Origin of the sequence: Flavonifractor plautii ATCC 29863 (genome assembly GCF_000239295.1) — a bacterium.
GTDB lineage: Bacteria > Bacillota > Clostridia > Oscillospirales > Oscillospiraceae > Flavonifractor > Flavonifractor plautii.
On sequence record NZ_JH417846.1, the window covers coordinates 1 to 8,556 of the forward strand.

General features: G+C 64.7%; 9 protein-coding genes. 1 reads left to right on the forward strand and 8 read right to left on the reverse strand.

Going from position 1 to position 8,556, the window contains the following annotated elements; translation table 11 throughout:
• Positions 1–36: 36 nt before the first annotated feature.
• Positions 37–966, reverse strand: a complete 930-nt coding sequence (locus tag HMPREF0372_RS17000) for an AEC family transporter (RefSeq protein WP_155117052.1) — start codon at positions 964–966, stop codon at positions 37–39.
• Positions 967–1,113: 147 nt separating this feature from the next.
• Here HMPREF0372_RS17000 and HMPREF0372_RS17005 point away from each other — a divergent pair, with 147 nt between their 5' ends.
• Positions 1,114–1,539 carry a DUF3842 family protein gene (locus HMPREF0372_RS17005; protein WP_039997937.1) on the forward strand — a complete coding sequence of 142 codons (426 nt, stop codon included), beginning with the start codon at positions 1,114–1,116 and terminating at the stop codon, positions 1,537–1,539.
• Positions 1,540–1,559: 20 nt separating this feature from the next.
• Here the strand turns inward: HMPREF0372_RS17005 and HMPREF0372_RS17010 are convergent, their stop codons facing one another.
• The 7 genes from HMPREF0372_RS17010 to HMPREF0372_RS17040 all read right to left on the reverse strand — a co-directional run.
• A complete protein-coding gene (locus HMPREF0372_RS17010; RefSeq protein ID WP_007495206.1) occupies positions 1,560–2,132 on the reverse strand; it encodes an HD domain-containing protein in 573 nt (190 codons plus the stop codon).
• 2 nt (positions 2,133–2,134) lie between these two features.
• On the reverse strand, positions 2,135–2,572 hold the full coding sequence (locus HMPREF0372_RS17015; RefSeq protein ID WP_007495208.1) for a hypothetical protein: 438 nt from the start codon (positions 2,570–2,572) through the stop codon (positions 2,135–2,137).
• Positions 2,569–2,772, reverse strand: a complete 204-nt coding sequence (locus HMPREF0372_RS17020; RefSeq protein ID WP_007495210.1) for a helix-turn-helix transcriptional regulator — start codon at positions 2,770–2,772, stop codon at positions 2,569–2,571. Before HMPREF0372_RS17020 ends, HMPREF0372_RS17015 begins: the two co-directional genes overlap by 4 nt.
• 224 nt (positions 2,773–2,996) lie before the next feature.
• Entirely contained in the window at positions 2,997–3,533 is a 537-nt protein-coding gene (locus HMPREF0372_RS17025; RefSeq protein ID WP_007495214.1) for an HD domain-containing protein, read from the reverse strand.
• A 112-nt stretch (positions 3,534–3,645) separates the two neighbouring features.
• Positions 3,646–4,542, reverse strand: a complete 897-nt coding sequence (gene miaA, locus HMPREF0372_RS17030) for a tRNA (adenosine(37)-N6)-dimethylallyltransferase MiaA (protein WP_007495216.1) — start codon at positions 4,540–4,542, stop codon at positions 3,646–3,648.
• Between the two features lie 94 nt (positions 4,543–4,636).
• On the reverse strand, positions 4,637–6,763 hold the full coding sequence (locus tag HMPREF0372_RS17035; RefSeq protein WP_007495218.1) for a bifunctional metallophosphatase/5'-nucleotidase: 2,127 nt from the start codon (positions 6,761–6,763) through the stop codon (positions 4,637–4,639).
• Between the two features lie 126 nt (positions 6,764–6,889).
• Positions 6,890–8,556 (reverse strand): S41 family peptidase (locus HMPREF0372_RS17040; RefSeq protein ID WP_007495222.1); only part of this gene is annotated, 1,667 nt, incomplete at its 5' end.

Genomic DNA, 8,556 nt, shown 5'->3' on the forward strand with positions numbered 1-8,556 from the left:
CCGCCCCATCTGGGGCGGCCGCGTCTGCGCTTACGGTTAGAACATGCTGATCCCTCTGGCCAGCACGGCGAAGAGGGGCAGGGTGAGGATGGAGAGCAGAGTTGACAGGGTGATGGACTCCGCCGCAGGGGCGGTATCCCGGCCGAACTGCTGAGCAAAGAGGCTGGTCGTACCGGCCACAGGCGTGGCGGACAATAGCACCAGGGCGCAGTAGAGGCCGGAGGAGGAGCGGAGGGGGAGCAGCAGCAGGGCAGTCAGGGTGGGGAACAGGGCCAGGCGCAGGAAGGAAACCAGGTAGCTCCTGGGTTGGCGAAAGGTGCTGGGCAGGTCGGCTTCGGCGAGCTGGGTACCGATGACCACCATGGCCAGGGGGGTGTTCAGGTCGCTCAGGAAGGAGAGGGCCGCTCCCACGGGGGAAGGAAAGCGCAGGCCGCTGAGAAAGCAAAGCAGCCCGAGCCCGATGCCGACAACACCTGGGTTGAGCACCGCCCTGCGCAGGGAGAAGGCCGCCCGGCCTCCCATGATCAGCACGTCCAGCGTCCAACTGGTCAGGTTGAAGGCCAGCAGGGCCAGCGCGCCGTAGACCAGCGCCTCCTCCCCGAGGATGGACTGGACCAGGGGGAGCCCCATGAAGCCGATGTTGCCGTAGACCGCAGCAAAACGCAGGGTGTCCCGGGCATCCGCCGGCTGCCGCCGGAAGAACAGCAGGGAGACGGCGAAGAAGAGCAGATAGCAGGCCAGCGCCGCCGCAGAGCCGACCGCAACCTCCTGCGTCAAGGCGGGGGTCCGCTCCACCAGAAAGCAGTCCACCATCACACAGGGACAGACGATGTAGAGCAGCAGGTACGACATCTGGCTGCGGCCCGCCTCAGTCATCTTTCCCGCCCGGCCCAGCACAAAACCCACCGCCATCATCAAAAACAAAGTGGCCACCTGTCCGGTGACCGTCAGCAGATTGGACAGCATCTCCATTCCCCCCGGATGAAAGTTCCTGTTCTTATTAAACCACAGCCTGGGGAAAAAGGGAATGCACTTTTTTCCTCCCGGCGCTTGCGGCCTGCCCCAGGGTAGATTATAATAAGGCCAATGGAAACAGAGAGAAGGGGTCAAACGATGGAGATTTTAGTGATTGACGGCCAGGGCGGCCGGATCGGGCAGCAGCTCATCAAGGCGATTCTGGCCCGATATCCCCAGGTGGAGGTGACCGCCATCGGAACCAACAGCCTGGCCACCTCCGCCATGCTCAAGGGCGGCGCGTCTCAGGGGGCCACGGGAGAGAACGCCCTGCTGGTGGCCTGCCGCCGGGCGGATGTGATTTTGGGCCCCCTGGGCATCGTCATCGCCGACGCCCTGATGGGGGAGATCTCCCCGGCCATGGCGGTAGCGGTGGGGCAGGCCCGGGCCCGGCGGATCCTCATCCCCCTGAACCAGTGTGACAATCTGGTGGCTGGAGTGGCGGAGCTGCCCGTGGCCCGGCTGCTGGAGAGCGCGGTGGGGGAACTGGGCAAGCTGCTGCCGCCCGCCGGCGGAGCGGAATAGCGCGAAACCCGGCGGATGCGTCAGCATCCGCCGGGTTTTTCTGCCAGCTTGGCCAGGGTATCCAGTCGGGCCTGCTCCCGCAGGGCCGCCAGGGGCGGGAAGGGGGCGGTCTCAGGAAGGCCATAGGTCTGGTTGAGCTCGTACTCCAGGGGCAGCCAGGTGTCCAGGGGGGCCTCGTTGTGCTGCACCACCACCTCCAGCTTGTCCAGAGCCTTGTAGACCCGGGCTTCCGGCGTGGCCAGGGCGTCCATCTCGGCAAAGAGGGCGGTCAGTTCCCCCCGCAGCCCGTCGGGCAGGGGGGAGAGCAGCTCTGCGATGGCCTGGCGCTCGGTTTCCTCGTTGGCGTCGGTCTTCTGGAAGGAGGGGATGTCTCCGGTGGCCGCCTCCCCAACGTCGTGGATGAGGCACATGCGCAGCACCTTGTCCATGTCCACCTCCGGCAGCGCGTCCCGCAGCAGCATGGCCAGCATGGCCAGCCGCCAGGAGTGCTCCGCCACCGACTCGTGCCGCCCGGAGGAGGTCCAGGAGTGGCGGGTGTTGCACTTGAGCTTCTCCAGCCTGGCCAGGAAGGCCAGAAATTCCTTGGGTTCCATCCTTACATCTCCTTTTCCAGCTTGAAGCGCCACCACAGGGAGTAGAACTGAATGAACAGATAGACCGCCACCATCACCAGGGTGAGGGCCAGATCCGCCTCCATGAGGACGGAGAAGAGGAGCATGGCCCCGAAGGCGAAGGTCATCACGTCGTACCCCTTGGCTTTTGCGGCATTGCCGATGGCCACGTTGCGCTCGTCCCGCTCCGCAATCTCGTTCTGTTTCTGGAGCTCCGGGTGCTTCTTCATGGCCTGAACGGCCAGCAGCTCCCCTGTACCGCCGCCGAACAGGCCGCAGCCCACCCCCAGGCATAGAAAGGGGACCGCCCGCCAGGGGGTGGTATCCAGGCCGGGCAGCAGCTTCAGCAGCAGCCAGGCCCCGGCCAGCAGGAGCAGCCCCGCCAGAAAGAGCATCCAGCCCTGCCGTCTCCGTTTGGTCATTGCGCATCCTCCTCATACAAAAAGATCTCCTCGATGCTCTGCCCAAAGCAGCGGGCGATTTTAAAGGCCAGCAGGATCGAGGGGTTGTACCGGCCTTTCTCCAGGGAGCTGATGGTCTGCCGGGAGACCTCCAGGATGGCGGCCAGCTCCTCCTGGGTGATCCCCCGCTCCCTGCGCAGTTCCTCCAGCCGGTTCTTCAAGCGTGCACCTCCTTTGGAAAGCTGACTTTACATCTATGTTATAGCACAGCAGGGCCTGTATGTCAAGTGCACTTTCCATAAAAGGGTGAAAAAAGCGCCGCCCATTGGGCGGCGCTCAGTCTGTCGAAAAACCTTCCCCGAAGGAAAGCCTCGCAGAGTTCCTGCGGCCGCAGCCGCAGGAATCGAATGAAAATCCGTCATTTCCGAGGACATGCGCCTTGGAATCAGCCGGCCTTGCGCAGCGGGGTAGGAGCCCAGTCGGCGTCCAGCCAGAAGGGGGTCTCCCGGCGGAAGCGGGTGAGCAGGGGCACCAGCCCTACCAGCTCGGCGGCGGCACACAGCTTGTCCATGGTACTTACCACCGCCGATTCCAGGCAGCGGTACACCTTGGTGGGGGTATAGGGAAACATGTGGGAGAGGATGATGTCCTCCTCCCGCCAGGTGAGGGAGAAGCGGGCCCTGGCGTTGCGCAGGGCCACCTCCGGGTGCTGGGAGCCGTGGCGGATACCCGGATGGGAGGCGGCGTCCCTCCAGTTGTAGAGGTAGAAATCGTGGAGCAGGCCGCCACGGGCGGCGGCCCGGGCGTCCAGTCCCAGCCAGTCGCACACCCGCCAACTGGCGTAGCTCACCAGCACGCTGTGGTGGTAGCAGCTCACCCCGGCCCGGTGCTGGGGCAGCAGGCGCATGGACTGCACGGCGGTGTCCTGCATCAGATCGGAGACATAGTTGAGATATTGGTTCTTGTATTTGAAATTCCACATGGCTGGGACTCCTTTGCTTGGTATCTGCCTCTTAGTATACCGTGAAAAGCGAAAGAGTCCATGGAGAGAAGATTACGATTTGGTAAAGATTTTCTGATAAAAGGCGAAACCATTACGCCAGAAAATCCTCCACTGCCCGGACGGCCTGGGTGAGAAAGTCCCCCTCCATGTCCAGCCAAAGCACGTCCCGATCCTTCTGAAACCACACCATCTGCCGCTTGGCAAAGCGCTTGATGGCCCGGCCCAGCTCGTCCTTCAGCGCGTCCAGGGTGGGGATTTTCCCCGTGAGGTACCAGAGGATATAGCGGTACTCCAGTCCCAGCCCCTCCAAAAAGGAGTCGTCGGCCCCGCCGGCGCGGAGGGCGGCCACCTCCTCCACCATTCCGGCGTCCAGGCGGGCCTGGAGCCGCTCGTCAATGCGGCGGCACACCACGTCCCGGGGGAAGGTCACCCCCAGCAGCAGGCAGTCGTACCGGGGGCGGGGCGGGGGGCTCTCCCACTGGCCGGAGAGGGCCTTCTCCACCGAGCGCATAAGCCGCTGGCGGTTGAACTCCTCCCCGTCGGTGAGGGTGACGCCGGTCTTTTCCCGCAGCAGGGCGTAGAGCTCCGCTGTGGTCTTTCCCTCCAGCTTCGCCCGGAGGGCCGGGTCGGGCCGGGCGTCGGTGAAGGTGAAGCCCTCGGTCACCGCCCGGACGTACAGCCCGGTTCCCCCCACCAGGAAGGGGGTGTTTCCCCGGGACAGGATGCCGTCGATGGCGGCATAGGCCCCGGCCTGGAACTCGGCCACCGAATAGGGCTGGTTGGGCTCCACCACGTCCAGCATGTGGTGGGGCACCCCCTCCATCTCCTCCTCCGTCACCTTGCCGGTGCCCAGATCCAGGCCCCGGTACACCTGCCGGGAGTCGGCGGAGACGATCTCCCCGCCGAAGCGCTTGGCCAGCTCCACCCCCAGCCCGCTCTTGCCGCAGGCGGTGGTACCCAGCACCACAATCAGCTTGGGCAGCGCCATGGGCGTCACATCCTTTCTTCACTCGTGTCCCTGTCATTGTAACAGAAAAGTTCCCCGGCGGCAATGCCGCCGGGGAACTTGGGGAGGAACAGGATCAGGCGACCTTCTCCTGGATGGTGGCGTTGGTGCCCAGCAGGGCGTTCATGCCGTCCACGGTCAGGTAGTAGTGGCCGTCAAAGAGAATGGCGGGCACGGTGATGTCCGTACCGTCCACAGATACGGTGATGTCCGCAGGGATTTGCTCCTGAACCGCAGCGGGGATGCGCACGGGCAGGGGGAACAGCTCTCCGTCATAGGCCGTGCTGGTGGTAATGGCCACCTTACCATCGGCCCAGGATACGTTGAACTGGTTCTTGGAGCCATTAAAGGTGTATGCCAGATCCCGCATACGGAAGTAGGGGGCTCCGTCGGCGCCCACAAAGGAGGCGGCGGTACCGGTCTTGTCCAGATCGCTGACCTTTACATTGTCCACCATGCCAAGCACCTCGGAGTAGGTGTCCAGGTTGAGACTCTGGCTATAGGGGGACTCCAGGCGGCCGGTATTGACCAGCTCAATTAGGGTGGCCCGGTCCGGGTTGTCCTTCTGGAGATCCACGCCGGTGATCTTCCAGTTGTGGTCCACCGCGGGCTCCAGGGGGTCGTGCTCGGCCAGATAGGCCACCAGCATGTCGCGGACGGAGGCGGAGGACTCCCACTCCTTCTCGCCGGAGATGATGCCCTCGTTCTTCAGGCCGGTGTAGCGGTAGTCGTTGACACAGAGGGTGAGGGTCATGTCGTCGGTGAGGGGCTTGCCCTGGAAAGTCACATTCTCGATGCGCTCCCCGGCGGGCTTGGACAGGTTGACCTCATAGTTCAGGCCGATGAAGTGGTCGTGGAGATAGCCAGGCTTCTGCGGGTTAAAGGAGATGGATACATCCCCTTCTTTCCACTGGTTCCAGCACGCGGCGGCCCACTCCATGTAAGCCTTCATCTCCGCGCCGGACACCTTGACGGTGTAGAGCACATTGGGGTACTTGTAGATGTCGAACAGGTTGCCGTAGTTGAGATCGCCCTTTTTCAGGTCGCTGGTGTCCTTGAACAACGCAACAGCGGTCACGTCGGCGCCGGAGTTCTCCAGCTGGACGGTGCCGATGAGATCGATGACAGCGGTGTCCTCGATGCGGCCGGAGGGGATGCCCTTGATCTCGTCCACCGGCTGGAAGTCGGCGGAGGCATGGCCCAGCACGTTGTCCTGAATGAAGGAGACGGTCTTTTCCTGGGCGCTCTTGACGGCGGGCAGCTCACGCAGGCCCTGGTCGGGCTCGATGCCCTCCATGGATACGGTCTCCACAGTGGCGGAGGTGATCTCCTTGTCGGCGTTGAGGGTCAGGTCGTAGCGCACCACCTCGCCGGCATTGTTCTTGGCCTCACCCACAGGGATGGGCGCGCTGTTGATGTAAGTGGTGTGGGTGTGGCCCAACTGGAGCACGTCCACCTCGGGGCACTTGTCCAGGATGGTCTGGGCTGCATCGGAGCCGTCGGCGGAGTACTCGGCTCCCAGGCCGGCATGGGTGGACACCATGATGACGTCGGCCTGGCCGCCGATCTCCTGGATACAAGCGGCCACGGCGTCGGCCATAGGCTCAAAGGTCAGGTCAGCCACGCCCTGCTTGGTGCCGTCCCAGCGGGGGATGTTGGGAGTGGTGACACCGATAATGGCCACCTTCACGCCGCCCCGCTCCACGATAGTGTAGCCCGCGCCGGTGAAGTAGCTGCCGTCGGCGTTCTTGATGTTGGCCGCCAGCACCGGCATGTCCACCTGCTCCAGAATGGACTTGAGAGTGTCCACACCGAAATTAAACTCATGGTTGCCCAGGGTCCAGGCATCATAGTCCATGTAGTTGAGGGCGGCGGCCACCGGGTGGCTGGCGGTGTCCTTGGAGTAGAGGTCGTCGGTCATGATGGTGCCCTGGATGGTGTCGCCCGCGTCCACCAGAATGGTGTTGGGGTTCTCCGAGCGCACCTGGTTGACGTAGGCGGATACCCGGGCTAGACCGTCTCCGGTGCTCTCCTTCATGTCCTCGTAGGAGTAGCCCCAGATATTGCCGTGGGTATCCGAGGTGCCGATGATGGTCAGATGGGTCTCGCCGTTCCCGGCCGCCAGGGCGGCAGAGGAGAGGGAGAGCGCCATGGCTGCCGCCAGAGCGGCGGACAGCAGCTTGCCGAACCGTTTGTTCCTCATATCACATGATCTCCTTTCCCATTCCGAAGGGCATAGGTACGCCGGAGCGTGCCTGCCGTGGATATCCTTATCATACCACAGGGAACGGAAAAAGTCGACGCTGTTTCCAGAAATTTGACTGCCCTTTCAGGAGGTGAGCCGTGCCAGCAGCGCCTCGCCCTGGGCGCGGGTGAGGACCCCGGTGGGATCGGCCCCCTCCGCCACCAGTCCCCAGCGCCACGCCTGCGCCACGGACTCCGATGCCCAGGGGGCGGGATCGGAGGCGAGGACGGGGGCACCAGAGCGCACCTCTGCCGGGGTCAGCCCCTGCTGCCGGACGAAACGGACCAGCATCTGGGCGGCCTCCTCCAGGGTGACGGCGCAGGAGGCACGGAAGGCCCCGCCGGGCACGCCGTTGGCTACGCCGGTCTGGTCGCACCAGCCCACGCCGGGGGCATAATAGGCGAAGGGCATTAGATCGGAGAAGGGGGCGGGCTCGGCCTCCGGGGCGCCGGCGGCCTGCCAGAGCATCCAGGCCAGGCGGCCCCGGGTGAGAGGGGCGTCGGGCTGCTCGGGGGCGGTATAGTCCGCGCCGTTGGCCAGCAGCCAGTCCACCAGGGTGTCCCGCCCGGCCAGATAGTCGTCCAGGGTCTGCTCCACCCGGACCGTGGGGACCAGGGGCTCCACTTGGGCCCCCAGCCCGGCCTCCAGCAGTGTGCCCAGGTCGATGTATTTGCTGGAGCAGCTCACCCGGATGCCGGAGTTGGGCAGGGTGAAGGAGCCGGTGGAGCCGAAGTGGTTGACGCTGCCGCTGGTGGGACTGCCCGCCAGCACGCCGCCGGCGTCCACCAGCTCTACGGCGTTGATGATGGCGGAGGAGTACGTGGCCTCGCCCACCAGACCGTAGACCTTCACGCCCTCCTCCACCAGGCCGGGCACCAGCATAAGGATGGGGACCAGCACGCCGTCGGAGCCGCCGCCGTTGTTGCGGAGATCCAGCAGCACCTGGCGGTAGTCTCCCGCCTCCAGCTCGGCCTCCACCTGGGCGGCAAAGCCGTCCATGGGCTGCTTGGGGTCCTCCATGCACTGGTTAAATTGAATGTAATAGGTGGTGTCATCCAGGGACTGGGCAAAGTAGTAGGTGCCCTTCCGGTAGGCGGTGGCAGGCGTGCTCTCCCGCTGCTGGGACAGGCTGGACAGGGCGGCGTCCCCGAAGTCCTCCATGGGCAGGGCCTCCACGGTGAAGGAGCCTCCGGAGGTGGTCACCTCCAGCGGTTCGCCGGACTCCGCGATGCCCAGATAGTCCAGACAGGCCTCCGAGTAGAGGAGCTGCTCGGTCTGGCGGCGGAGCTTCACGGGGTTGTCGGCGCTCACCAGGGTGCCGAAACGGGTGCAGATCTCGTCCATGGGCACGCCGTTGAGGGCGGTAACGGTTTGGCCCAGCAGGGCGGCATCCTCCTCTTCCGCCCCAGTGAGCACCCAGCTTCCGTCATACCACTCCGCGCCGAAGGGGTACAGGCCGGTGCTGTTCAGAACGGAGCCGATATTGGTGGTGGTGTGGGAGTCGCCGATGAGGGCCACCAGGCTCTGGAGATCCAGGGCAAAGTCCACGTCGCTCTCCTCCGCCAGACGGCCCTCAATCTCCGCCTTTTTCGCCTCAAATGCCTCCTGGGGGGTGTTGGCGTACAGGTCGGGGTGGTGCTCCTGCAGGGCCGCGTACAGCGTGTCCAGATCCTCCTGGCGGGCTTGGGCCTGATCCGGTCCGGCCGCCAGAGCCCCGGTGGGGAGCAGAAGCGCGGCGGCCAGACCGGCCG